General features: G+C 51.2%; 26 protein-coding genes and 1 tRNA gene. 14 read left to right on the top strand and 13 right to left on the bottom strand.

The genetic code is table 11. From position 1 onward, the window contains the following. Positions 1-44: 44 nt before the first annotated feature. From AC07OI_RS17750 to AC07OI_RS17735, 4 genes are all read right to left on the bottom strand, one after another. Complete coding sequence (locus AC07OI_RS17750; RefSeq protein WP_492709125.1) at positions 45-509, bottom strand: DUF3429 domain-containing protein; 465 nt, start codon at positions 507-509, stop codon at positions 45-47. A 222-nt stretch (positions 510-731) separates the two neighbouring features. Continuing rightward, positions 732-1,346, bottom strand: a complete 615-nt coding sequence (locus AC07OI_RS17745; RefSeq protein ID WP_492709123.1) for a nucleotidyltransferase family protein — start codon at positions 1,344-1,346, stop codon at positions 732-734. A gap of 10 nt (positions 1,347-1,356) precedes the next feature. Beyond that, the gene (locus tag AC07OI_RS17740) at positions 1,357-2,097 is read right to left on the bottom strand and encodes a DsbC family protein (protein WP_492709121.1); all 741 of its coding nucleotides are present in this window, start codon (positions 2,095-2,097) and stop codon (positions 1,357-1,359) included. A 144-nt stretch (positions 2,098-2,241) separates the two neighbouring features. Further along, positions 2,242-3,435, bottom strand: a complete 1,194-nt coding sequence (locus AC07OI_RS17735; RefSeq protein WP_495258095.1) for a UbiH/UbiF family hydroxylase — start codon at positions 3,433-3,435, stop codon at positions 2,242-2,244. Positions 3,436-3,590: 155 nt separating this feature from the next. Between AC07OI_RS17735 and AC07OI_RS17730 the strand changes: the two genes are divergently transcribed. The 4 genes from AC07OI_RS17730 (at position 3,591) to AC07OI_RS17715 (ending at position 4,855) form a co-directional block, all read left to right on the top strand. Beyond that, positions 3,591-3,666, top strand: a tRNA-Phe gene (locus tag AC07OI_RS17730). A 63-nt stretch (positions 3,667-3,729) separates the two neighbouring features. Then, positions 3,730-4,209 (top strand): helix-turn-helix transcriptional regulator, encoded by a 480-nt coding sequence (locus AC07OI_RS17725; protein ID WP_492709111.1) that lies wholly within the window; start codon positions 3,730-3,732, stop codon positions 4,207-4,209. Further along, entirely contained in the window at positions 4,206-4,637 is a 432-nt protein-coding gene (locus AC07OI_RS17720; protein WP_492709109.1) for a VOC family protein, read from the top strand. Before AC07OI_RS17725 ends, AC07OI_RS17720 begins: the two co-directional genes overlap by 4 nt. Continuing rightward, positions 4,634-4,855, top strand: coding sequence for a hypothetical protein (locus AC07OI_RS17715; protein WP_492709107.1), 222 nt, complete (start codon positions 4,634-4,636; stop codon positions 4,853-4,855). Before AC07OI_RS17720 ends, AC07OI_RS17715 begins: the two co-directional genes overlap by 4 nt. A 171-nt stretch (positions 4,856-5,026) precedes the next feature. On the opposite strand, the gene gst is transcribed toward AC07OI_RS17715, so the two are convergent. The 3 genes from gst to AC07OI_RS17700 all read right to left on the bottom strand — a co-directional run bounded on the left by gst (position 5,027) and on the right by AC07OI_RS17700 (position 7,386). Continuing rightward, complete coding sequence (gene gst, locus AC07OI_RS17710; RefSeq protein ID WP_495258094.1) at positions 5,027-5,743, bottom strand: glutathione transferase, Atu5508 family; 717 nt, start codon at positions 5,741-5,743, stop codon at positions 5,027-5,029. A gap of 104 nt (positions 5,744-5,847) precedes the next feature. Next, positions 5,848-6,582, bottom strand: coding sequence for a DNA-formamidopyrimidine glycosylase family protein (locus AC07OI_RS17705; RefSeq protein ID WP_495258093.1), 735 nt, complete (start codon positions 6,580-6,582; stop codon positions 5,848-5,850). 237 nt (positions 6,583-6,819) lie between these two features. Beyond that, positions 6,820-7,386 carry a DUF3455 domain-containing protein gene (locus tag AC07OI_RS17700; RefSeq protein WP_495258092.1) on the bottom strand — a complete coding sequence of 189 codons (567 nt, stop codon included), beginning with the start codon at positions 7,384-7,386 and terminating at the stop codon, positions 6,820-6,822. Between the two features lie 231 nt (positions 7,387-7,617). Here AC07OI_RS17700 and AC07OI_RS17695 point away from each other — a divergent pair, with 231 nt between their 5' ends. Beyond that, positions 7,618-8,166, top strand: coding sequence for a hypothetical protein (locus AC07OI_RS17695; protein ID WP_495258091.1), 549 nt, complete (start codon positions 7,618-7,620; stop codon positions 8,164-8,166). A 19-nt stretch (positions 8,167-8,185) separates the two neighbouring features. Here AC07OI_RS17695 and AC07OI_RS17690 read toward each other — a convergent pair whose 3' ends face one another. Beyond that, complete coding sequence (locus AC07OI_RS17690) at positions 8,186-9,169, bottom strand: endonuclease/exonuclease/phosphatase family protein (RefSeq protein WP_492709100.1); 984 nt, start codon at positions 9,167-9,169, stop codon at positions 8,186-8,188. A 185-nt stretch (positions 9,170-9,354) separates the two neighbouring features. Between AC07OI_RS17690 and AC07OI_RS17685 the strand changes: the two genes are divergently transcribed. After that, positions 9,355-10,548 carry a glycerophosphodiester phosphodiesterase gene (locus AC07OI_RS17685; protein WP_495258090.1) on the top strand — a complete coding sequence of 398 codons (1,194 nt, stop codon included), beginning with the start codon at positions 9,355-9,357 and terminating at the stop codon, positions 10,546-10,548. Between the two features lie 65 nt (positions 10,549-10,613). On the opposite strand, the gene AC07OI_RS17680 is transcribed toward AC07OI_RS17685, so the two are convergent. Continuing rightward, a complete protein-coding gene (locus tag AC07OI_RS17680; protein WP_495258089.1) occupies positions 10,614-11,813 on the bottom strand; it encodes an alpha/beta hydrolase in 1,200 nt (399 codons plus the stop codon). A 215-nt stretch (positions 11,814-12,028) separates the two neighbouring features. Between AC07OI_RS17680 and AC07OI_RS17675 the strand changes: the two genes are divergently transcribed. The 3 genes from AC07OI_RS17675 to prfH all read left to right on the top strand — a co-directional run bounded on the left by AC07OI_RS17675 (position 12,029) and on the right by prfH (position 14,403). Next, positions 12,029-12,190, top strand: coding sequence for a hypothetical protein (locus tag AC07OI_RS17675; protein ID WP_492709095.1), 162 nt, complete (start codon positions 12,029-12,031; stop codon positions 12,188-12,190). 387 nt (positions 12,191-12,577) lie between these two features. After that, positions 12,578-13,771, top strand: coding sequence for an RNA ligase RtcB family protein (locus tag AC07OI_RS17670; RefSeq protein WP_495258088.1), 1,194 nt, complete (start codon positions 12,578-12,580; stop codon positions 13,769-13,771). Continuing rightward, on the top strand, positions 13,771-14,403 hold the full coding sequence (prfH, locus tag AC07OI_RS17665; RefSeq protein ID WP_492709091.1) for a peptide chain release factor H: 633 nt from the start codon (positions 13,771-13,773) through the stop codon (positions 14,401-14,403). Before AC07OI_RS17670 ends, prfH begins: the two co-directional genes overlap by 1 nt. Here prfH and AC07OI_RS17660 read toward each other — a convergent pair. Beyond that, on the bottom strand, positions 14,400-14,888 hold the full coding sequence (locus AC07OI_RS17660) for a MerR family transcriptional regulator (RefSeq protein ID WP_495258087.1): 489 nt from the start codon (positions 14,886-14,888) through the stop codon (positions 14,400-14,402). The genes prfH and AC07OI_RS17660 overlap by 4 nt on opposite strands. 181 nt (positions 14,889-15,069) lie before the next feature. Here AC07OI_RS17660 and AC07OI_RS17655 point away from each other — a divergent pair, with 181 nt between their 5' ends. Beyond that, on the top strand, positions 15,070-17,481 hold the full coding sequence (locus AC07OI_RS17655; protein ID WP_495258086.1) for a penicillin acylase family protein: 2,412 nt from the start codon (positions 15,070-15,072) through the stop codon (positions 17,479-17,481). A gap of 42 nt (positions 17,482-17,523) precedes the next feature. Here AC07OI_RS17655 and AC07OI_RS17650 read toward each other — a convergent pair whose 3' ends face one another. The 3 genes from AC07OI_RS17650 to AC07OI_RS17640 form a co-directional block, all read right to left on the bottom strand. Further along, positions 17,524-18,639: an AI-2E family transporter gene (locus tag AC07OI_RS17650; protein WP_492709086.1), complete on the bottom strand. Its 1,116-nt coding sequence runs from the start codon at positions 18,637-18,639 to the stop codon at positions 17,524-17,526. Beyond that, on the bottom strand, positions 18,636-19,118 hold the full coding sequence (locus AC07OI_RS17645) for a cyclic nucleotide-binding domain-containing protein (RefSeq protein WP_492709084.1): 483 nt from the start codon (positions 19,116-19,118) through the stop codon (positions 18,636-18,638). The genes AC07OI_RS17650 and AC07OI_RS17645 overlap by 4 nt, the downstream gene beginning before the upstream one ends. Positions 19,119-19,269: 151 nt before the next feature. Then, positions 19,270-20,202, bottom strand: a complete 933-nt coding sequence (locus AC07OI_RS17640; protein ID WP_495258085.1) for a DMT family transporter — start codon at positions 20,200-20,202, stop codon at positions 19,270-19,272. 119 nt (positions 20,203-20,321) lie between these two features. Here AC07OI_RS17640 and AC07OI_RS17635 point away from each other — a divergent pair, with 119 nt between their 5' ends. The 4 genes from AC07OI_RS17635 to AC07OI_RS17620 all read left to right on the top strand — a co-directional run bounded on the left by AC07OI_RS17635 (position 20,322) and on the right by AC07OI_RS17620 (position 24,160). After that, a complete protein-coding gene (locus AC07OI_RS17635; RefSeq protein ID WP_495258084.1) occupies positions 20,322-21,224 on the top strand; it encodes a LysR family transcriptional regulator in 903 nt (300 codons plus the stop codon). A 259-nt stretch (positions 21,225-21,483) separates the two neighbouring features. Next, positions 21,484-22,695: an acyl-CoA dehydrogenase family protein gene (locus AC07OI_RS17630; RefSeq protein WP_495258083.1), complete on the top strand. Its 1,212-nt coding sequence runs from the start codon at positions 21,484-21,486 to the stop codon at positions 22,693-22,695. Between the two features lie 12 nt (positions 22,696-22,707). Further along, on the top strand, positions 22,708-23,505 hold the full coding sequence (locus tag AC07OI_RS17625) for a methionine ABC transporter ATP-binding protein (protein ID WP_495258082.1): 798 nt from the start codon (positions 22,708-22,710) through the stop codon (positions 23,503-23,505). Then, positions 23,498-24,160 carry a methionine ABC transporter permease gene (locus AC07OI_RS17620; protein WP_495258081.1) on the top strand — a complete coding sequence of 221 codons (663 nt, stop codon included), beginning with the start codon at positions 23,498-23,500 and terminating at the stop codon, positions 24,158-24,160. The genes AC07OI_RS17625 and AC07OI_RS17620 overlap by 8 nt, the downstream gene beginning before the upstream one ends. The last annotated feature ends 24 nt before the right edge of the window (positions 24,161-24,184 follow it).

The raw sequence follows: 24,184 nt of genomic DNA, 5'->3' as shown, positions 1-24,184 counted from the left end.
CTTTCTGTTTCTTAAATAATGAGTGCTGAAGTGAGAGCAGTATTTTATGACGCGGTGTAATTACGCACATTGGCCGCAATAAAAGTAAAGAGCTGCGCCCCTACGACTGCACGTGTCAGTTGTAAACGCAAACTGATAAACCATGCTGGCACGCCATAAGATTGATAGAGACGCTTGTCTATCTTGTAGGTCGCGATAAAACCGGCAACCTGCACGATAAAACCGATGAGCATATGGTTCAAAAACAGCCAGGCAATAATAATGGGAACCACGCCCCAGATCAGCACTTTTTTGTTTTCATTCTCATGTCCGCCACCTGCCATAAGAGCTACGCCCCAATGCAGGCCACCAAGAAAAGACAAAATCACAATGCCATAATGCAGTTGTGCCTTGATCAGAGCCCCCAACCAGTCTGGATGCACGATCCAGCAAGCCAGCGTCAAAAAGATAAATGGTGCAAGCCCGGCAAAACCTATCCGTATTGCCAGTTTTTGATTAAGATTATCCATACATTTTGGCAGCACCAATACCGCCACTTCTAAATCAGGTGGAAGAAAACCGCTATTCTATGGTTATTTTAGTTGTATAGATATATCCACAAGCTATTTAGAAGTAACAAAACAGCAGGGAAAGTGAAAAATTGTGGGAAATCCATGGGCATTTTTACCATCATCTGTGAAAACATGTTTTATTTGCAGGATTTTCATCACAAAAACATCGATTACAGCAGACTAAGTCCCCGGCTTATCCACCATGCCCAGATGGCTGATCAAGGCATCCGGGGTATCAATATCCTGATGAATACCAGGGTCATCTACCATTATTTGCGTCACCAAATCACTCTGCAAGAGATTGCGGGCACCGACATCGCCCTGCAAATCCATTAATTGCGGCAGGTATTTATGCGCAAACCCAACCGGATTACCCCGCCGCCCCTGATAGACAGGTACAACGATCTCTGCTCCAGCCTGCAGCGCATCAAAGAGCAATGTCATGGTAGAAGGTTTTACTGCAGGCATGTCTGCCAGCGCGATCAGCCAGCCAGCACTGTCTGCGGTGGCGCGTAGCGCATGCTTAAGGGAATTGGCCATGCCGGCATCAGCATCAAGACAGACCAGGCACACAATACCCATTGCCTGCAATTGATCTGATAACACAGCATTATCTGGCCTCGACACCGCAACAACTTGCGGCATGGCATTCAACAGATTCTGCGCACTATGCTGCGCCACGGATCTACCATCAGCCAGTTTTTGCAAGAGCTTGTCTTGCTGGCCGCTGGTATCGAAACGGCGACCGCGCCCCGCTGCCAGCAAAATACCTGTCCAGCGTGGCGATGACGTCATAGCAAAAGTTTTAGTTGGCTTTATTGCCGCTGGCAGCCGCAGCAATCCTGCTCTCCAGCATTTTCACATCTACCATGCCTGGTGCACGGCTACCATCAGTGAAGATGACTGACGGTGTACCGGTGACCCGCATCTTTTGACCAAGGGCAAAAATTTTGTCATTCGGTGTATTGCAATTAGCTGGCGCTTCTGGTGCTGCCTTGCCATGCAACATCCAGTCATCCCAGGCCTTGTTGCGATCGGCAGAACACCAGATGTTTTTGGACTTGACCTTGGAATCATCGGCAAGGATGTTATACATGAAGGTATACACCGTGATGTTATCCAGAGTATTGAGCGTCTTGCGGAACTGTTTGCAGTAACCACAGTTCGGGTCTTCAAATACGGCGATGACGCGTTTGCCATCACCCTTGACCATCTTCAAGGCAGATTCCAGCGGCAAATCAGAAAATTTTACCTTGCTCAAATCATCTATCCTGGCCTTGGTGTAATTCGTACCGTTTTTTGCATCGATGACTTCGCCGGTGAACAGGAATTGCGCCTTTTCATCGGTATACAAAATGTCTGAGCCTATGCGTACTTCAAACAAACCCGAGTAGGGCGTCTTGCTCACGGAATCAATTTTTACGCCTTCACGAAAGGTAGGCTGTATCAGCTTGCGCACACTGGCTTCTTGCGCTGTCTCAGCCGCAAACACACTGCTGGTCAAAGCCAGTGCCATGATCATCAAGCCTTGTATCGTTTTTTTCATTTTCAATCTTCTTTCATTTTCGTCAGACTTGTGCGAAGCCATCAAGCCTGATCATGTCATTTGGTCGCACTCATTGCCACAAACTTACATGCACACTTACTTACACACTTACTTACACACTTTCATGCACACCGTAAGGCAGGTTTATTTCCCCATGGCGTGGGCGATCAATTTGTTCTTTATGACTGGCAACCGGTCCAGCAAGTTCAATCCCAGATCACGTATTGTACGCAAAGGCGTCAAATCAGATGCAAACAGGCGCGCCAGACCGTCTGTAGTCGCCAGCATCAGCATCACTTCTTCCTTACGTGCACGCTGGTAACGGCCCAGCAAACGGGCATCACCGCAATCGCGATGCGCTTCTTTTTCCTTGATCACTTTCAGCAAATCAACGACATCAGCAAAACCCAGGTTCATGCCATGCCCCGCCAGCGGATGCACAGCATGCGCTGCGTCTCCCACCAGCGCAACGCGTGGCGCAATCATGCTGTGTGGGCGCATCAAGCGCAAGGGAAATGCCTTGATCGTTTCCGGCAACACCGGCTGCAAAGCACCCAGCACTTCACCACAATATGGCATCAAGCGCTCAACCAATGCCGACAAGGGTTCACGCAATAAAGTCTGCGCCAGCGCATCCGGTGCCGACCATACCAGTGATACACGATTACCCGGCAAAGGCAGCAAGGCAATAATCCCCTGTTCTTGCACAAACCATTGGTGGGCAACACCATGATGCGGTTTGGCACATTCAAAATTGGTCACAACACCCTGCTGGTCATAAGAACGATAATCCAGAGCTATATCGCAAGCACCACGCACCCAGGACTGCGCACCGTCAGCTCCGACAACCAGAGATGCACATATGCTACTGCCATCGTCCAGCACCACTTGTGCCGCATCAGCGCTAATGTCCAAAGTTTGCGCCCGTCCCTGCACCAGCGTCAGGTTTTGCGCGAACCGTAAAGCCGTATCCAACGCCTGATTCAGATTCTTGTCTTCGATGATCCAGGCCAGCTCATTCACATGCGCACCATAGGCATCAAAGCCCAGCTTGCCCGCATCCACACCACCGCCCTGCACCTGCATGGCCGACACCGGCGCCACCCGCGCCTGGTCCAGCGCATCCCAAACTTTCAGAGAAGACAGCAAATCATGCGCCACATGGTTCAGCGCATACACCCGCACATCCCAGTCAGCCGAAGGCGCATTGGTCACAACTGCAGGCGCACACAATAAACTCACACGCAAACCCGCCTGGGCAAAGCCCAATGCCGCCGCCTTGCCCACCGCCCCATTACCAACAATACAAATATCGCAATCCCGCACCTGAGCAGACATTAGTCCCCCATTAAAAACCAGATAATGCCCCATTATACGGGAAGCCCACGCACCTGCCCGATGCGCCAGATCAAAGCCCCATCATAGAGAGAAGCACAGGTTTTTTCAGAAAAAGCTTGCAAACCACGCCCAACATGTCTATAATTCTTGGTCTTGGCCTGGTAGCTCAGTCGGTAGAGCAGAGGATTGAAAATCCTTGTGTCGGTGGTTCGATTCCGCCCCGGGCCACCAAGAATCTGTTTCATCATCAGCGCCAACCCTTCAGGTTGGCGTTTTTGTTTCCGCAAGGATAAGATGCCTCAGAGTCCCCAATTATTGCGACGCTTGCTGCGAGCGAAAGACCGGATGGATGGGGCCGCCCATGAGGAATGGCCTGTCCACAAGCTGGCTGAAGTGAGCGCAGTATCGGCGGCACACTTCGCGCGCGAATTCAAGAAGGCTTTCGGCCTGCCTCCCCATCGTTACCTGCTTACGCGCCGCATCGAACGGGCTAAAACCCTGTTGCGCGATACAGATCTGCCGGTTACCGAGATCGCACTTCAAACTGGCTGGACCAGTCTTGGCACCTTTGGCCGCATCTTCCGTGATATCACTGGTGAAAGCCCGGGAGAACTACGGGAGCGCGAACGCTCGCTTCCGCATGCAGGCGTGCATATCCCTGAGTGCGTCATGCGCAATGCAGCACGTCCCGACCTCAATACAGCAGTTTTGGAGAAGCGGCGAATAGAAGCCGCTGGCAAACTGGAGCCTCAATCAAATCAGGAGGATATATGACTCAAGGTGTTAATGTGGCAGGTCTATATGTGCATGATCAGGACGAAGCGCTGGCATTCTACGTCGGCAAGTTGGGATTCATCGTCCACACCGATGTTCGTAACGGCAATTATCGCTGGCTGACAGTTCAGCATCCAGACCAGCCCTCTTTCCAGCTCGGTTTGTCTGTGCCTGGCCCGCCTCTGCATGACGCGGCAACGGCACGTACTTTGCAAGAGATAGTAGCGAAAGGGGCCATGCCACCAAACGTGCTACTGGTAGATAACTGCCGTGCTGCCTATGAGCGTTTGAGCAAGTGCGGTGTTGAATTCACGCAGGAGCCCGTGGATCGTTACGGCACCGTGGATGCAGGTTTTCGCGACCCGTCTGGCAATGGCTGGAAAATGATAGAGGCCGCGTCCAAACCACAACCGGGGAAATCATCATGAACTTGAGCGAATGGATACGACAAAGTCACCGCTGGCTGTCCATCGTTTTCACGCTGACGGTATTAGCCAACTTCGTGGCAAGGGCAATCAGCCCGGCTGAACCACCGCCGTGGATAACATACGCGCCACTGCCTCCGCTGTTTCTGCAGTTGTTTTCCGGTCTGTACATGTTTGTGCTGCCTTATACATCCAAAGGGCGCACCAGGCAGCGTACATAAGAAGTGCCGCTTGAGCCAAAAGCAAACGCGTTAATTTCGAACAATGCCATCACTGAAAGCGTAACTCGTATAAAACGCTTGTTGCGCTACAACGCGACTATTGAAAATCCTTGTGGTGGCGGCTCAAGCTTGGGGAGACTCACGGCATGACCGTAGGAATCCCTTATTTACCTAAGCACCTATTATCTTTTTCATTGATGCCCCGATCTTGCCGCCGCAATAGGCATCACCGTAATCTTCGCTTGCTTTGACTGCCAGCTTGACCAAGGGAGGTAGTGAACTGACGCGTAGTGAAAGGTTGGCCGTCATGGGCGCAGTCTTCTCAAGTAGCTTTTTGATTTTGGGAAAGTGCCCGGCTAAAGTCGACCACAAAGTGGCTGTTACGATGTCAGCAATGCCAGGTGCCTCGCCGCCTAATACAAATCCACTGTTTGCCTGCAAGCCGTGGCGCTTACCAGTCTCTTCCCATAGCAACATCCACTTTTGCAATCTTGGAATGAATTCCTTCCAGCGTTTTTCGGTCCACATCTGACGCCCACCATCCAGGGTGATCTCGTCGATAACGTCATTAGCATCGTTGACTATTTTCATGGTCATGGCGCGGAGTTCCGGCGTTGCTGGCATGAGGTCCAGTGTTTCGCCAAGATACAGCACGATGGCTGGCATTTCGGCGATGGCGAATTTGGTTTTTTTGTCGATGAGTATTGGTGGCCCCATGAAGGGTACCGGCATATCTTCTACCGGCCCGCTCATGAGCTTCAAGATAGACGCCTCGTCGGCCTCTACCCAGGTTTTCCCGGCGCATGCCAGGATCGCCCGTACAAACTGACCACGAAACGGTACCGGCCAATAGTACAGCTCATAGTCAGGAACATTTGAAATACTCATGGCCTGATCCCTTTCTCAATGACTTGCAAATCATATTCGATGTACTCATCTGGGCGACAAGAAAAATCTTGTCACTGTATGCCGCCTGCAATAATAATCTCTTTCTAAGCATATTTCTTCTGACACTTCTCACAATAAAAAGCCCTGCGCTTCTTATGCCCAAGATGTCCTTTCAGAAACGGAATATGGCAACGTGGGCAAATCTTTTTGGTATGCGCAAGCCAGTGCTGTTTCAGGACGAAGGCTTTTTTCCATTCGAGGAATTCAAAGCTGTATTGTCTCGCCTGCGTAACCATTTCCGACAATTTTGCACTTGATAAACTGCCGACTAGCGAAAGAGGATGCAGGCGGATTCTGAACAGGACTTCATTCTTGATGATATTACCAACGCCAGAAAAAATATCCTGTTCCAGCAAGGCGTCACAAACATACATAGAAGCATGTTCGCGTAATTTTTTGCGCGCGGCTGCGGCATCCCATTTGTCTGACATGACATCGGTGGTCCAGTCATAATGGGTATTAATATCGCCTTCGAGATATTTGATTGAGCAGGTATAAAAATTGAGTTCTTCACCGTCCTGAAATGACAGAGACAGACGCGGAACTGCATCTTTTTGTTCATTGATACGGTAACTGCCAAACATCAGGAGATGTATGCGTACCGTAAAGTCCTCAAAGACAATCAGGAAGTGCTTGCCCCAGGTACGCAAGGCCTTGATCTTTTGATTTTCCATGCGTGACATACCCATCTTCGCATTGCCATGTGCTTTCTTCACGGTCTTTCCTGGAAAACCGCTGGCGGCTTCCTGCAATATGCGTATGGACGGGCCTTCGGGCATGACTACCCCTTATCAAGGTTTTATTTGCAAGCAAGGAGTTTGCTGTAGATAAGGGAGATGGGCTATAGGAAAACTCTGAGAAAGATGTAGGACATCTATTGGATGTGAAATGCTACCCCTACGTTTGATACAAGCACTGTTTAGAAAAGACAAAAAAAAGTAATTGCTGTGAATGACGGTGCAGCAAGAATTTGCTGCACCGGCCAATAATCAGATAACAGCTACTTTAGAGTCATATCATTTCCAGAAAATATAATCCGCCTGGTAATTCACCATTTGTTTGCTACCCGCGCTGCCTGCGTCGCATGCACTAGATGGTGCGACCCCGCCTTTGGTCGCCACTCGCTGGATGTAAGTGACGCCTGTCATTGCGCCGCTGCCAGTCGCTGGATTGGCTTTGACCAGTTGATACGGGATATTGCCGGCGCCTGCCGGGGCAACTGCTACCTGGGTGGCCGTGACTTTGGAGCCGTCCAGATTTTCCCAGGTGGCGGGTGGGCCATAGTATTTGCCGACCTTGGTGCCGCTGCGCTCGCTCAGTGTTGCATCAGGGCCGACGAAGGCCCATTCAAACTGGCCAGCCATGTCTTTTTTGGCGCGGCATTCATAGGTGATCAGCCCTGCGCCTACGGTCTGCATGGCGACCTTATTGCCTGCGGGCACCTTGACTGCATCTGGCAAGCTGTCTTGCGAGTAGGTGGCTGCCATGGGGCTCATGGAAGTACAGCCTGCCAATAATGCACTGGCCAGTACGGTGGAAATGCCAGCAACGCGGGACGCGGTAGTCAGAGTGAAGGCTTTCATTTAAGGCTCCTGAATAGTGGTTGAGGTATCAGTCTTTGAGACCAATATGTCAGATACGTATCAGATGCCTGATCGGATTCAAGATTTTTACATTAAATCGACTATTGGCTCACATTGTCTCATCAAGCCAGTTTTCCTCAGCCTGAATTTATTTAGCTGTAAAATTGTCCAGAATATACCGCCACTTGCAAAATGAGTGCGGTACCTGTAATCCAAACAGAAAAGCATCGTATGAACAGAAATCCGGCACAGGCCGAAAAAGATTTGCGCGCCCTGATCAGGGCGAATAAACAAACACTCAAGGGCATGATGTTGCCGCAGGCTTTTAGCCTGATGAGTACTTATTACCGGGATGTGAACGACTACGGTGTTATTCCTGTTGATGGAGATGGCCTGGTGGTGTATGACGACATTACCAATCGCGGGCGCGGAACACGTTTTGAAATAGGGATAGTTCGTCTGTTTTGCTTGCCCTCAGACAAGACTCGCTCAGAGCCGCAACCTGCCCTGCGTTTGCGGCTGCGCCTGTGCTACAAGTTTGACATGGACGTTGCTACAGGTATTCTGCCGGAAGATACCTGGTCACATTATTGCTGGTCACCAGCGGGCGTCGCGACTGTGCTTGAGAAACTGGGTAACGAAACTGCATATCAGGTTCTGCAAGGCAAAGTGCCTGCCGAAGTCAATATCAGCCTGGAAGAAACGACTTACCTGCTCACAAAGAAACACCCCGCACCAGATGCGCAGCAAAACTGGTGGGGCGTCTGGGATGTGAACTGATGTATTTTGTTTATGCTGGCTATTTTGATTTTGCCTGAATAATTTGATTCAGACGAAAACCTTCGATGTCGGTTTTGACTTGTATCCAGACAGGAAAATGGTCAGACATCTGGTAGCTGAATTGCTGCACTGTGTAGTTTTTGCCCGGATAGAGCTTGGCGATATTGGCTTCATCTACAAAGAAATCGACAGCACCACCGGCATTGGTGAAATTCTCTGGCACAGTCGGCAAATGCAGTATCTGGTCATAGCGCGCATTGCGTCCCAGATTGGAACCGCCAATAGTGCGCTTGCCTGCTTTTAATTGCACCAGCGGTTTGGGTATCTGCAAACCGCAATCAACCAGGGCTGCGAAAATCTCGTCCTTGATGGTGGGGGTATTGAAGTCGCCAAAAACAATCAGGTCATTGTCTTCGACATATTTACTTTCAAAGCGGCGCTTGATCCAGTTGCTGAAGCGCTGCAATTCATCACGACGTGCATCTTCGCTGTCACCCCATCTGGCATGCAGTGCCAGCGCCAGAAAATCAAAGTTGCCAGCCCTGAATGAACACAGGTAAGGGGCACGCCAGTAAGATTCTTTGGTGACCCATTCAGTTCCTTCCTTGACGCGCTGTGCGTCAACTTCGGCAGCCAATCCGGTATGCGTCACAGCCCTCCTGTCATATAGAAAAGCAGTGCGTTCATCATTGCCGCCACGGTCATCAGACCAGTCAGAATAGACCACACGCCACGAGTCACCCAGGTAGGTCATGACCTTGCCCAGGTCTTCAAGGTTATTGCGCAGCTCAACAATGGCAATCAGGTCAAATTGGCCCAAAATTTCTGCGATGTAATGTATCGACGCTTCATTGCGTGATTTCTTGCCGAATTCGCGAATATTCCAGGTGGCGATATTGATGGTTTCATCGAGCTTGGATGAGGGTATTCCAGCCTCCTTGATACTCTGTTTTAAGACCAACAAACCTGCTGCAATTTCTGGTGATACCTTGCCGTGATGCATGATTACTCCTTTGAAAGCGTGAGTATTTTCAACTGGAATCGACAACAAAAATAATCGTATTGGCGCTTATCATAGCATCGCAAAATCACGCAATAATATTTTTTACGTGCGGATAAAAATAGTTATCCTGTCATCACATCGTCACACTCAGCTTATATCGTCGCTCTTTTTATCGAGAGACGTTCATGCTACCTACACGCACCCCTGAATATTTATTGGCATCCTCCCTGCTGGTCTTGCTCAGCGCCTGCGGCGGCAATAGCCTGCAGCCTCTACCTACCTTGAATGGTGAGAAACCTTTGGTCGTTGCCCACCGTGGTGCCTCTGGTTATCTGCCTGAAGAAACCTATGAAGCCTACGTGAAAGCAATTGATCTGGGTGCAGACGCGATAGAACCAGATCTGATTTCCACCAAGGATGGTGTGCTGATTGCGCGTCATGATCCTAACCTGGCATACAGCACGGATGTCGACAAGCATCCTGAATTTGCATCCAGGAAGAAAACCATAGCCGTCGATGGTGAAACGCAAACTGGTTGGTTTGCCAGCGATTTTACGTTCGCAGAGATCAAGACCCTGGGAGGCATATCCACGGATGCTGAGCGTCCACAACAATACAATGGCTTGTACAAAATCGTCAGCTTCCAGGAGATTATTGACCTGGTCAAAGCCAAGAGCAAAGAAACTGGCCGCACGATTGCGGTTTACCCAGAGACAAAAAACCCCAGCTACCACCGTGCACTTGGCTTGCCGCTGGAAGACAAGCTCATCGACATCATCACCAAGGCGGGCTGGAATGATAAGACTGCACCTATCTTCGTGCAGTCATTTGAACCAGGCAGCCTGAAAGAATTGCGCAAGAAAGGTTTGAACGTCAGACTGGTGCAATTGATAGATGCGGATGACGTTGATCTGAAAACCGGTGCGCTGACTTTTGCAGCCCCTTACGACAGACCTTATGACTGGGCACTGGTTGGTGACAAACGCCTGTTCAGCGACATGGTGACGCCTGCCGGCCTGGCTGAGATCAAGACTTATGCCGATGGCATAGGCCCGTGGAAGCGGTATATCGTCAGCGTCAAGGGTACGGTTGGTGCCGATGGCAAAGTGGTGGATGTGAATGGTGATGGCAAGGTCAATGAAACTGATACAACAACTTTACCAGCGACCAGCCTGATCAGCGATGCCCACAAGGCTGGCTTGCTGGTCCACCCTTATACTTTCCGTAATGAGAAACGTCGTCTGGCAGCCAACTACAATGGCGACCCCAAGGCAGAATATCTGCAATTCTTCCGTCTCGGCATTGACGGCATGTTCTCTGACTTTGCCGATACGGCACTGGCTGCACGCGCAGATTATTTGAAAGAAACTGGCCGCTGATTTATCTCATCAGCATCTTGCCTATTCATGCGTGAAGTGCCTTCACTTCACGCATGATATCCAGATCAAAGCCCTTTGGCCAAGGCGCCCAGACGGGTAATATCATTGATCAGGAAAGCCGGTACACAGGGGATGTGCTCTGCCGGTTTGACGGGGCAACCCATACGGTCTATCAACGTCCCGGCACCGCGTCTGCTCATGGCCTGAAAGGCTGAATCAGTATTCCCATATGGCACGGTAGTGTCATCACGACCATGGAAGAATGAGATCGGTGATTGCGGTGCCCAGTCATTGACGTTGCTTTGAGCTGTGATGGCATCATCATCATCGTTGAGGAAGTTGTCGAGGAAGGTGGAGTCAAAGCTGATATCGCTATTGTTGCCCAGTGCAGACGACAATAAGAGATTACGTACATTGGCCCTGTCATTCGCACCCAGTTTTTTCAAGAAGCCGGGACTGATGAGTGCACCGACAATGGGGTTCTCTTTACGCACTGCATCCAGCATAGCATTCAGCGTCAACACCACATCGTAGGGACCGGCACCAATGAAGGTACTGACGGGCAAAGCGCCAGTCCGGTTTTGCGTCAGATAGCGCAAGGTTGCCATGGTCGCATACGCGCCTTCAGAATAGCCGGTTAAAAACACCTGACCATTCTCGGCAATCGATTTCATTTGCCGCCAGCGTGAATTGGCCGTCATAAAGTCTGCAACCGAAAGTGCAGTCGGCGTCGCCAGCAAATAGGGATGTGGCAGCCCCTTGGTAGTGCCATAACCTACATAATCAGTGGCACTGACCAGATAACCCATGGAGGCAAACAAGACAGCTGGTTCATCTGCAGTGGCATGGTTGCTTGGTGCCTCGGCATTGGTTTTGATGGTTGCGTGCTGGTAACTGAGTACCGGGCTGGCAAGGCTGCCTGTCTTGCGCGGGATGGCCGCAAGACCAGACGCAGTCACGCTGCGCCCGCTGGCATCAGTCGTGGTGTAGGTGATCTTATAAGTGTCAACTGCGTACAGGGGTTTGACGACAGCCGTTACTTCTTTGGGCAAGGCTGCAGTCACTTCAGCGGCGCTGATGGTTTTGATGAAGGTGGCCGCCTCGAAATGACCAGGGCCAGGGGGATTGGCGACATCCGGGGTAGTGACAACGGGTGTAGTCACCGGGCTGGACGAAGAGCCACCGCCGCATGCAGCTACACTCAAGCAGGCGACCAGACTGGCTGCCTTACATGCGGTAGCAAAACTTAGAAAATTGTGTTTCATACTTATTCCCATCAATGCGGACGATATCTCATCCTTTGTTACCATGCCAAATACTGTATGCATTTTGACATCATGGGGAAAATTACGTTCAATGTGTACATGACAAATTGCGAAATACCCTCGCGCAATAGGGTCTGAGAGTAAAAACATCCAGCCCCTGCAAAACGTGGCCTGAATCTACCTATAACGGCAGAGCAATGAATTGGATGACAGGCATGGCCCAAGAATCAAGCTTATTTGCTCCAGTGCTGCTCATGTCAGCGCTTATTTTATTTATGCTTTGGGCAGGAATCACTTTCAATGCCTGCCATGACAAAAAAAAAGGGGATTCAAAATTTCCCATTTTTTATTTTAGTCCTTCGATGTGGAAAGAATAATTGAAGTTGCAATATGTTACGCCATTGACGTAACAGACATTGGTTTTAGTGTCTGACATTTAAGAGTGCGGCTCAGGAGCACAATTTAAGAATGCTATAGCGAGATGAAAAAATTTCTTGCCAAAACCAAAATCCATCGGCTACTATCAAGCCCTCACCTCAACCAACTTAATCTGAAAGGAGATCAACATGCGACTACTACAAAACCTCTCTCCTTCATTGGGTCTGGTTTTCTGCTGCCTGCATTAATTCGTAATTCATCGCGCCGTTGATACGGCGTACACGTCTGCAAGCATTTCATCTTATCGGTAATTGCCGATGAAGTGATGCGTCTATATCCGCATGCCAGCGCCCAATTCCTCAAAAAATATTATTTGGAATTCCTACATGGGCAATTTTATTCAGCAATTGTCTGAGCGCGTATCCGTGATCGCCTCAGACCGCTTGTGGCTTGAAGACAGTGCAATACAGCAACTCAAGACCACAGCACAATTAACACATATGGTAAGCGTAGTTGGCCTGCCTGATCTGCACCCGGGGCGTGGCTACCCTGTGGGCGCAGCATTTTTATCGCAAGACCATTTCTACCCTGCCCTCGTTGGAAATGATATAGGTTGCGGCATGAGCCTGTACCAGACTGACCTGGCAATCAACAAGGTCAAGCTGGATAAACTCGACAAGCAAATCGGCAATCTTGATGAGCCTGTCGATGAAGATGAGTGGCAGCAATTGCTCAGTCTTGATCCTGCACTGGCAGTAAAAAAACAGGCCGTCGCTGATGGCTTGCTGGCAGCAGGACTGGATTTACTGCAAATGCGTTCACTCGGCACCATAGGTGGTGGCAATCATTTTGCCGAACTGCAAATCACTGACAGGGTCGATGATGTAAACAACTATGAAGCAGCCAGCTTGCATGTCAAACGCGTGCAATTACTGGTGCACAGTGGCTCGCGTGGTCTCGGGCAATTTATCTTGCGTCAGCATGTAGATGTGCATAGCCATGCTGGCCTCGCAAGTGATAGCGAAGCCGCGACAGATTACTTGCGCAAGCATGATGCAGCGCTGGCTTATGCCGCACTTAACCGCGCCATGATCGCAGCACGTATCTTGCGCCGCCTGCGTTGCAATGGTGAACTGGTTCTTGATATACATCACAATCTCGTCACGTCTGTACATGTGGATGGCAAGAATTTGTGGTTGCATCGCAAAGGTGCAAGTCCTAGTGATCAGGGTCTGGTAATGTTGCCGGGTTCACGTGGTGACTATAGCTATCTGCTGCAACCAAAAGCTGAAAACGGCGCAGCCAGTTTGTATTCACTGGCGCATGGTGCGGGCCGTAAATGGCAACGCACAGATTGCAAAGACAGGCTGTTCAAACTGGCTACACCAGATCAACTGAGCCGCACGGAATTTGGTAGCCGTGTCATCTGTGCAGACCGTGCCCTGATTTATGAAGAAGCGCCGCAAGCCTATAAAAATCTGGACAGCGTGCTCGACTGCTTGCTGGGTGCCGATCTGGTTACAGTCATCGCCCGCAGCAAACCGCTACTGACCTACAAAACACGCGGGGAGTGCTGCTGATGCTGTATCTACAAATCACCGCAAATACCGGCCCGGCAGAATGTTGCCTGGCTGTTGCCAAGGCCTTGCAGTTATTTAACAAGGAAGCGGCAAAAGCGGGCGTCACTGCCCGCATCATTGAACAGCTGGATGGCCCGTATGCTGGCAGCCTGCGCTCTGCCTTGCTGGAATTGACGACCGATAAAAGTGAGGATGCCGTACAAAATCTGGCGCAGGCATGGGAAGGTAGCCTGCTGTGGATATGCAATAGTCCTTACCGGCTGGGCCATAAACGCAAGAACTGGTTCTTGGGCTGCAAAGTATTTCAGACTGGCAGCACTATGCCTGAAAGTGAAATACGTTATGAAGCCACACGTGCATCCGGCCCCGGCGGCCAGCATGTCAACAAGACTGACAGTGCCATCCGCGCCACCCATATTGCGACCGGCATTTCAGTCAAGGTACAGACTGAACGTAGCCAGCACGCCAACAAGCGCCTGGCCGCGCAACTGCTGAGCAGCAAACTGGAAGAATTGCATGCTGCCAAAGAACGCGACAGCAAGGCAGAACGGCGCATGCAACATCACGATACAGAAAGGGGAAATGCCAAACGTGTTTTTGTGGGCATGGATTTCAAGGAACAAAAAGCTTAAAGCTTTTTTGTAACAGGTTTCTTGAAAGCCTTCTTTACCATTACCGCACCTGCACCGCTGCCACTATCGGTAGCGGTGCTTTGTGTGGTGGTGACTGGTAATTCAGGTTTGCAAGTCAGCAAGGCAAAGGTCGCCTGCAGTTCTTTTTTTAGGGTTTTCAACTGACGCATGTGCGCGTCTATCTGTGCCATCTTGTTCAATAATTGCTGCTCAATATCGGCGCGACCAAACTTGCCCTCTGCCAGGCGCGGCAGGATGGCCTGTATTTCTGCCAGAGAAAATCCCAGCGCCTGTGCACCTCGTACGAAGCGCAGGGTTTGTACATCAGCATCACCATACTTGCGGTAGCCATTACCCTGACGCGGGGCAGGCTTGATGATGCCCTGCTTTTCATAGTAACGCACCGTGTCGGTGGAAACTTCGCAGGCCCCCGCAAACTGGCTGATGTTCATAGACTGCTCCAGATTGAAATTTTTCTTGACCATGGAGTGTAGTCCAGGCTTTAGGCTGGATACAAGATTAAATAATTTCGCTTTGCAACAAAATCTGTGCGCAGTGATTATTGCTTGACTGCGTTAGCTGCTTGCGAAATGATGAGAGCCTTGCTTAAAAAGGCAAACAAATACAACAATGGGTAGGCCAGAGCCTGACCCAGATGGAGACAAGATGAGTAAAATGTTGAAACGCACGACCGTAGGTCTGGCGATCGTACTGGCCTTGGGCGCTACGGCTGGATACCTGAAGTTGCGCAGTTCCGGCCACCCGCAAATCGATGGCGAAATGCAGTTGACTGGTTTGACTGCACCAGTCAAAGTCTTACGTGACGAATTGGGGATACCCTATATTTTTGCCAGCAATACGCCTGACCTGTTACGCGCGCAAGGTTTTGTGACTGCGCAAAACCGTTTGATGCAAATGGAATTATTCCGCGCCACCTGGCGCGGTGAATTGTCGGCCATACTGGGGGCTGAGACCGTGCCCAGCGACATACGCATGCGGGTACTCGGTATACGTCGCAATGGTGAGCGCCATGCAGAAAAACTCAGCCCTGAATCACGAGCTTTCTTCCAGCATTATGTCGATGGCATCAATGCCTATATCAAGTCTTATCCTGGTGAACATCCCATAGAACTCAAGGCAGTAGGCCTGGTGCCGCAAGCCTGGACAGTAGCTGATCTGGTGTCGCTGGTGCATTACATCCATTACACCCACTCAACCAATTTCAAGGCAGAAGTCATCGCGCAAAAATTGATTGATCATCTGGGTATGGAAAAAGCGCGTGAGATTTTCCCGTTGACGATCAATCCTGACTGGAAGAATGCGCCTACGGCCCAGACCACACAAAGTCAATCCGCGCAATTGAACCTGGCCTGGAGTGATTTGAATATCGCACCAGAGACTTTGAATCATCAGGGATTGGGTTCAAACAACTGGGCGGTTGGCCCGTCGCGCTCACAATCAGGCAAGGCCATCGTCGCCAACGACCCGCATCTGGACAACCGCATCTTGCCAGGCACCTGGCATCCCGTAGGTTTGTTTACACCTGAGATACAGGCGGTAGGTGCCGCCATACCCGGCATGCCTGGCATCATGGTAGGGCGTAACAAGCATGTGGCTTTTGGTGTCACGAATGCCTATGGCGATGTGCAGGACTTGTATGTGGAAAGCCTGGACCCGGCCAATAAAGAGCATTACATGGATGGCGGCCGCAGTGTGCCATTCACGGTCATCAATGAAAACATACGCATCAAGGACAAGAGCGCCGCAGGCGGCTACCGGGATCAACCACTGGTCATACGCTACACCAAGCGCGGGCCGGTGATTACCGACCACCCTGGCCTTGGCCCCAAAGGTGACAAGCTGCTGGTCTTGCGCTCTACCGATGCCGAAGTATTGACACCTCAAATCGGCATAGAAGGCATGCTGACTGCTACCAATGCTGCTGACTTTGACAAGCAAGTGCAAAAGATAGATTTGATGATGTTCAATTTTGTCTTTGGTGATGACCAGGGAGCGATAGCCCACAGAGCCACAGGCGCAGTACCCATCAGGGCAGGTGCTGATGGCGGCTTCCCGCGCCTGCCACCAGCAGATGGCAGTGATGACTGGACAGGCTTTATTCCTAAGGACAAGATGCCCGGCATGGTTAACCCTGCACGCGCCTGGGTGGGCACGGCCAACCATGATACGCGGCCTGAAGATTTCCCCTGGTATTACACCAATTACGTCTCACCAAATTATCGCTATACCCGTATAGGTCAGGTACTCGGTGCGGCACAAAAAATGACAGTAGAAGATCACTGGAAACTCATGCACGACAGCCGTAACCTGCAGTCAGATGCCTTGCGCCCGGCCCTCATTGCTGCACTGGAAAATGATCCAGCACAAAAAGACCTGGCAGCCATACTCAAGAACTGGGACGGCACAGACAATGCCACCCTCGCGGCACCGTTGCTGTATCAGGCGCTATACCGCGAAACTGTGATTGGTACTTTCAATGATGAACTGGGTGACGATGTTGCCAAGGATATGCTGTCTACCTGGTATTTCTGGCAGCAGCGTTTTGATAGCTTGCTGGCCAAGCCAGATTCTATCTGGTTTGATGATGTGCGCACCAAGGACAAGCGCGAAACCCTGGCTGATGTGATACGCGCAGCAGCACCACGTGCCCGGGCAGAGATAGAAGCCTTGCAAGGTAAGGATGCGGCACAATGGCGCTGGGGCAAATCGCATACCGTGCGCTTTGTCAGCCCCTTGCGCCGCAATGGCACAGGGCAGGAATTATTGGGTGGTTTTAGCGTTGAGCGTTCAGGCAGTGGTGAGACTGTCAGCCGCGGTGTCTATGATTTCCAGAAACCTTATGAATCCAATTTCTTCGCTTCCATGCAAGTCATCATGGATTTTGGCGATAATGAAAAGATAGAAACGGCCATGGCGGGCGGTGTCAGTGAAAGACATTTCCAGGAACACCAGAATGACATGGCCAAATTATGGGCCAAAGATGAGCGCCGCCCCTGGTGGTTTGCGCCCGATAAAGTAGAAGCTAATGCCAGGCACAGACAAACTCTCAAACCTTAGCATGTAAAAAGGGGCAGCCTGATCGCTGCCCCTTTTGTTTTTTTAACCTATCAAGTCCACACTTACCTGTCGTTCACGCAGAGCCTTGGCATGGCGATGCCGCGCCCGCAAGCGGGGATTGGTAATCACGCGTCCCAGCGTCTCGCCCACCACCATGGCGATACCCAGTATAGGCAACACCAGCATCAGGCCAGGTACTCCGGCCAGTTCTCCACCTACAAAAATCATCAGCACAGAAATCAGTGGATGCATGTGCAGGCTGCGTCCCAAAGTCAGCGGCATGAAGATGAAATCATCCAGCAAGCGCACGGTGATAAACACCGTGATGGCACCATAGGCCAGCAAGGGAGTATCAGGCGCATCAGTGGCGGCCACCAGCACTACCATGATGCAACCCAGCACAGAGCCAACAAAAGGCACCCACGCCAGCATGGCAGATATCAGAGCCAGTGTGAACGGTGCCGAGATACCTATGGACCACAGGCCGAGAGCGAGAATGAGAGTGTCTATCAGTGTCAGTTTCAACAGCCCCTGAAAGTAGCGACGGGCAGTCTGGTCAACTTCATGCATGAGGAACAGGGTTTCTTCAAAAAATGCATTTGGTACCGCGTTCGCCAGAAATTGCTTGAACTTGCGGCCATCACGCAAGAAAAAGAAAGTCAGGAAAGGTGTCAGAAATACCGCCGGCAATACCCCTGCCATGGACACCAGGATGTTTGCCACATATTGCTGGGCAAAATTGTCGGTATTGCTGGCCATCCAGGCATTCACCGATTCACTGGCATGGGCCTTGTGCAAGATGGGAAAATTTTCTTCCATCGCTTGCATGCTATTGCGCACGAAACGTACGCCGCCATCCACATAATGCGCCAGCATCTCCTGCAGCGAGCCTGCACGCAGGGTAATTTTATTGATTGCATAGGCCAGCACCAGAGCCAGTAAAATAAAGAAGAGGCCGCCCACCAGCGTCGCGGCCAGCTCACGCGGCAACCCCAGCAAACTCAAACGCGCAACTGCAGGCACGAGGATGTAATACAGTATCATCGCGAACAGAAAGGGAACCAGCAGCCACAATATCCTGGGCAGCAAGAACAGTAGCAGGCAAGTGGAAAATAATACGCACAGCCAGACTATGGGGCCGGATTGACGCTGATTCACAAGGCCTCACTACGCGAATTGGCATCCAGGGAATCGCGCAGGCGACGGCTGTTCAGGCGTGCCAGTTCCAGCGAAATTTTGTAACCGATGACAGCATTGGTTTCCAACAAAGAGCTGAAGTCGGCGCGGAAGAATACCGCCACCTCACAATTTTCTATTGCCTTGACCTGGGCACTACGGGGAGAATTATCAAGCAAGGCCACGTCACCAAAAAAATTTCCTGCGCCCAGTTCAGCAATCATTTCATCGCCATGCTCACGTCTGCGGTTAATACTGACCATACCGGACAGGATGATGTATAAGGCTTGCCCCTCCTCACCTTCATCAAAGATGATTTCATTGGCCAGATAATGCCTGTTGTGCAGCATGCCATCGATAATCTTTAGCTCACGCGGACTCAGGGTGGCGAACAGGGACATACCTGACAAGCGCTGCAGGCGATAAGAATTGGGCGGTTGTCTTATCCAGGTGAGTGTCATGTGTATCCTTTTTTATTATTGGTAACAGAGCGATCTACAATTATGCTGTACCGGACGACACTTGCCCATGAAAATCTCATGCATCGTATCCATGCGGCACAATGAAAACGTAGATATTATCACCACAAATCCTGCAAAAGCACCCTCACATTTATTTTCCGTTGCCTGCCTCCGCATTTACTGCACGCTTTGGAATAGCAAGCTGCCAACCGCGCTGATTGCCGAGTACAGCCAGCAAGATCATGAACATGCCCAGCAATTGCCAAGTACTCAGGATAGTTGCAAAAAACAGCACATCGACCAGCAGAGCCACCAAGGGGTAAATAAAGGACAGCGTAGCAATACTCGTTGCTGGCAGCTTTTGAAAAGCATCGTACATGAGTTTGTACATCAAGCCGGTATGGACAAAACCCAGCAGCAATAAACTGCCCCAGCTTTGCCAGCTCCAGCTCCAGCCTGATAAATCTGCCATTGGCGCCAATACCAAGGCCCCCGTCAGCAATTGCAAACCAGCGATCTGCGCCGGGGCTATGCCTTGCAACTTGCGCGTCGCCAGCGTGGCGAAGGCGTACAACAATGCGGCCAGCAGCGCCAACCCGGCACCTGCCAGGGCATGACTAAAATGTCCGTCAGCACTGCGCAGGAAATCATGCTGGATATCCAGGCCCGAGCTAAATACCACGCCAGCAAAAGCCAGCAACAGGAAAGGCAGCTTGCGCCAAATCTGCCCATCTCTTTGCGTCATGGCCAGCAAGATCAGCAAGAAGAAAGGTTGCACGTGATAGACCACCGTGGCAATCGAAATACTGCTGAGCCTGTATGCAGAAAACAGGCATAGCCAGTTGATGATGAGGGCTGCGGCTCCCAACAATAGCCACTTCACTTGGTTGGCATTCAAGTTTTGCCAGCCGCCTTGCCAGTACAGCAAGGCCAGCAGGCTGAGGCCGCCGATCAGGCAGCGCAATAAAACCACAGTCATTGCTGGCTGGCCGCTGGCCAACACGAACATGCCTATGGTGCCTGACAAGCTCATTGCCACCACCATTTGCCATTTGCCGGAGTTACCCGAAGTGCTGCTATTCATCGTATTCGCCTGCTTCTGATTTAAGTTGCCTCCATTATCGACAGGCTGACACTCTTCAACAATACGCATAAAATACAAATAATTATTGCCTAATGGGCAAAAGTAAAAGGATATGCATAATGGAAATGCTCAATGAAATGGCGATCTTTGCCCAGGTCGTGGAAAACGGCAGTTTTTCGGCGGCTGCCCGACAATTGGGTGTGAATACCTCGGCCATCAGCCGCCATATCACCAGGCTGGAAGCGCATATGGGTGGCAGATTAATGCAAAGAACCACGCGTTCATTTGCCTTGACCGAACTGGGGCAGGAGGTGCTGACAGGCAGCATGCGTATCTTGCAGGCAGCACGTGAAACCCATGCGCTGGCAGGTACTTACAGCCAGCATCCCAGCGGCGTAATACGTGTGACTGCCCCTGTGGTATTTGGTGAAGTCTGGCTGGCACCCTTGCTGCCTGGCTTTCTGGATGCCTATCCCGATGTGTCTGTGCGCCTCTCGCTGATAGACAACACCCTGGACCTCATTGATGAAGGCGTGGATCTGGCGATACGCATTTCGCACGACCTGGCACCTGGACTTGCGGCCCGGCCACTGGGCAAGATGCGCTATGTACTGGTGGCTACCCCAGATTATCTGCAACAGTCTGGCTATCCCGCAGAGCCTGATGATTTAACTGCACATCGTTGTATCTATCTGGGCTATGGCAGCTTTGGTGATCACTGGACCATGCAAAAGGGCAAGCAGCAATGCAATGTGCAAATCCCGGCGCGGCTGACCATCAATAATAGTTCTGCCATACTCGCGGCCACCCTGGCTGGTGGTGGCATAGGCCTGGTCCCGGACTTTACTGCGCGCGCTGCCATCGCCGCGAAACAGGTGGAAATTGTTTTACCTGATTGGGAATTTTGCGCACCTTATACAGGCAATATCTATGCTGTTTACACACCCGGTAAACATCTGGCCTTGAAGATCAGGGTCTTCATCGATTATTTACTACAGGCACAAAACTCATCGGCATCATAAGCAAAGTCATCATGCACATTTCAACTATCCAATCTTGATTTTCTTCATAGGTCAATAACGTATAAGGTAAGCTGGATTTGTTCGTGTACGCGCATAAGGAGCAATGTAATACTGATTTTCCAAATTGCGTTTTTTAATCAGGACTTACGCAAAATTGTCCCAGCAAGGCGTCAGCGACGAAGACAGTGCTTTAGCACGGCTAGGAGCTGCAACGCAGCTGGGGCGGATTTGCGTAAGTCCTGGAAATATCAGGTTTACTATGCCCTTTTCCCTGCACAGTCGCGTTATACCTACTTCCTCCTCAGATCAGCAAGAAGACGCTCTGGCTATCGCCAGTGCTTTGGCTGATCAACTGGCCAGCACCGCCGTAGCACGTGACCGCGCAGGCGGACATGCACAGCAAGAGCGCGAATGGATACGCGCCTCTGGCTTGTTGACACTCTCCATCCCGGTTGAATTTGGTGGTCAGGGTGCGGACTGGTCGCTGGTGTTCCAGGTGATACGCCTGCTGGCCAAGGCCGACAGCGCGTTGGCCCATGTCTTCGCTTTCCATCATTTGCAACTCGCTGGCATACAGCTGTATGGCAATGCACAGCAACAGCGTCGCTTGCTGGCTGCTACGGTAGAACAAAGATTTTTCTGGGGTAATGCCCTTAACCCTCTGGACAAACGCACCACGGCAACAAGGACGGATGGCGGTTATATCCTGAATGGCATCAAGAGTTTTTCATCTGGCTCTGTGGGTGCAGAATGGCTGACCATCTCGGCCTGGGATGAACAGACTCAAAGTGCCCTGATCGCCGCAATACCAACAACGCAAACAGGTATCTCGGTACAAGCCGACTGGGATGCCTTTGGTCAAAAACAGACGGACAGTGGCAATGTGCATTTTGAAAATGTCTTCCTGCCTGCCGATCTGGTGTTGCAAGCGCCAGCAACACTACCCACTGCGCAGGCAACACTGCGCTCGCAAGTTGCCCAGCTCATCATGACGAATTTGTATCTGGGCATAGGCCTGGGTGCCTTTGATGCTGCCCGCCAGTACACGCAAGAACACGCCAGGGCATGGTTTGCTTCAGGCGTGGAGAAAGCCACGGACGACCCTTTCATACAACATCGCTATGGCGAACTCTGGTTGCTATTGCGCCCGGCAGTTGCCCTGGCAGACCAGGCAGCAGCCAGCCTGGAAAAAGCTTTTCGCCAGGGGCCGCTGGTCGCAGCAGAAACCCGGGGTGAACTGGCGATTGCCGTGGCAGAGGCAAAATGCCTTGCGCACCGTGCAGGCATAGAAGTCAGCTCACAAATGTTTGAACTAACGGGTGCCCGCTCCACTTCGGCACGTTATGGCTATGACAGGTTCTGGCGCAATGTCAGGGTACATACCCTGCATGATCCTATCGATTACAAATTGCGCGACCTGGGCCGCTATGTGTTGAATGGCAGCCTTCCTGAACCTACTGCATATTCTTGATCGGTAATAAACGTGAGCACTCCTATTATACAAATACAGTCTGTCAGCAAGGCTTTTCCTGTGCCGGATGGCAAGACTTTTCATGCCGTCAAATCTGTCAGCCTCGACATTGAACAGGGCGATATCTTTGGCCTGATAGGCAAGAGCGGCGCTGGTAAGTCGACATTGCTACGTCTGATCAATTTGCTCGAACGTCCGGACAGCGGCACAGTCACCGTCGCCGGGCAGGAACTGACCGGACTAGGCAAGAGAGAATTGCGGGTTGCCAGGCAAAACATAGGCATGATTTTCCAGCAATTCAATCTGCTGCAAAACGCCAGCGTGTTTGAGAACGTGGCCTTCCCTTTGAGAATACACACTAAGCAAAGCAGGCATGAAATCGCCGGGCGTGTCGCGGAATGTCTGGCCATCGTCGGCCTCACCAACAAATCAGACAGTTATCCAGCCCAATTATCGGGAGGTCAAAAACAGCGCGTGGCAATTGCACGTGCACTGGCCAGCAAACCCAATGTGGTCTTGTGCGATGAACCGACCTCGGCACTGGATGCAGAAACCACACGCGAAGTGCTGGATACTCTGCGTGATATCAATCAGCGCCTGGGTGTCACTCTCGTCATCGTCAGCCATGAACTGTCTGTACTCAGTACCATCTGCAACAAGGTGGCGGTTATAGAAGACGGTGAAATTGCCGAGAGTTTTTCATTGGCTGATACGGGCATCCTGCGCAAGACGGCGCTGGGCCGTGAGCTGGCTTTTCATGGACAGGAGAATGGCAGCAATGCACAGTGGAAGGAATTAAGCCATGTTTGAAAACCTGATTTCATTATTGCCTGAGTTGGGTACAGCCGCATTGCAGACTTTTACCATGCTGGCCATAGGCCTGAGTGCTGCGGTGTTGATAGGTGGCCCGCTGGGTGTTTTGCTTTTCCTGGTGGGCGACGGTCAGTCGCTGCAAAACCGTCCATTGGCAGTTTTCCTGGGTTGGCTGGTGAATACCATACGATCATTCCCTTTCATTATTTTGCTGGTGGCACTGGTGCCGTTCACACGTTTTATAGTTGGTACATCGATAGGCCCGCTGGCAGCTGCCGTGCCTTTGTCGATTGCGGCGATTCCTTATTTTGCCCGCCTGGTTGAGCAGAGTTTTCGCGAAGTGCCACGCGGCGTGATTGAAGCTGCGCATGCGATGGGCGCGTCTGAATTGCAGATCATTCTCCGTGTCTTGCTGATGGAAGCACGCAGCGGCCTGGTGCTGGCACTGACTGTATTGGCGATCAGTTTCCTGTCTTACTCTGCTGTTGCCGGTGTGGTTGGCGGCGGTGGCATAGGTGACCTGGCAATACGTTATGGCTACTACCGCTTCCAGACCGACGTCATGTTCATCACGGTTGCCCTGCTGATAGCACTGGTACAGATCATACAGTTCACGGGCAACCGCATCGCCCGTCATATCGATAAACGCTAACTCTTTCATTTTTCAAAAGGACAT

The sequence above is a fragment of the Undibacterium sp. GW821-FHT07F11 genome (assembly GCF_059418665.1).
This window is presented reverse-complemented; position numbering and strand designations above follow the sequence as displayed.